1 protein-coding gene is annotated in these 1,020 nt (G+C 61.9%); it reads left to right on the top strand.

The genetic code is table 11. The features are described 5' to 3' along the window. On the top strand, positions 1-953 hold a 953-nt coding region (locus Q4543_RS24395), incomplete at its 5' end, for a transposase (protein ID WP_303442748.1). Positions 954-1,020: the final 67 nt, after the last annotated feature.

The following is a 1,020-nucleotide window of genomic DNA, read 5'->3' on the forward strand; positions in this document are numbered from 1 at the left end:
TGGTGGGTGGCGAGAGCTTCGGGGCGGATGCGTCGCTGATCAAGGCGGATGCCAGCCGTTATACCAAAGCAGATTTCTCGGAATGGTCGGCGGAAGACGGGGCCAGCCGAGCAACGCAGGAATACCTCGACACCCTCGACGACGCCGCTTTCGGCGCAGCCACGCCCGTGAAGCCGAAGGCGATCTCGCCTACCGATCCCGCCGCACGGTTTACCGGAGCCAACGGTGATAGATCCTTCTTCGCCTACAGCACTAACTACCTGGTGGATCTGGACAACGCGATCATCGTCGACGTCGAGGCTACCGTTCCGATCCGGCAGGCCGAGGTCGGCGCCGTGCGTGACATGCTGACGAGAACCAGAGAGCGGTTCGACCTTCACCCGGACACGCTGGCCGCGGATACGGCCTACGGCACGGCCGAGATGCTCGGCTGGCTCGTCGGCGAACAGAACATCGAACCGCACATTCCGGTATTCGACAAATCCGAGCGCAAGGACGGCGCGTATCCGGCCACCGACTTCGCCTACGATGAAGCGGCAGACGAGTACCACTGCCCTGGAGGCCATGCGCTGAAGCCCTACTGGCGGGACATCTCGAAGGGGCGACCAGAGTTCGGAAAGGACGGCTTCAAGAAATACTTCGCCCGAAAACAGGATTGCGCCGCCTGCACCCTGAAACCCCGATGCACGCCCAATCAGACGACCCGCAAAATCTCTCGGTCAAGACACGAGCACGCGCGCCAAAAGGCGCGGGAGATCGCCACGACCGACGCATATGTTGCGTCGGGCTATGCCAGGAAGAAAGTCGAGATGCTCTTCGCCCACCTCAAGCGTATACTCGGTCTCGACCGCCTACGCCTCCGAGGACCGAACGGCGCCAAGGACGAGTTTCACATAGCCGCAACCGTCCAGAACCTCCGCAAACTCGCCAAGCTGAGGCCGTCACCGGCGTGAGACATCAGCAGGAACGCTCTGCCTAACTCGCCGGCCGGAAATTCGGGTCGAGTTTTTCAACACCATC

Source organism: Salipiger sp. 1_MG-2023 (assembly GCF_030547555.1).
Taxonomy (GTDB): Bacteria; Pseudomonadota; Alphaproteobacteria; order Rhodobacterales; family Rhodobacteraceae; genus Salipiger.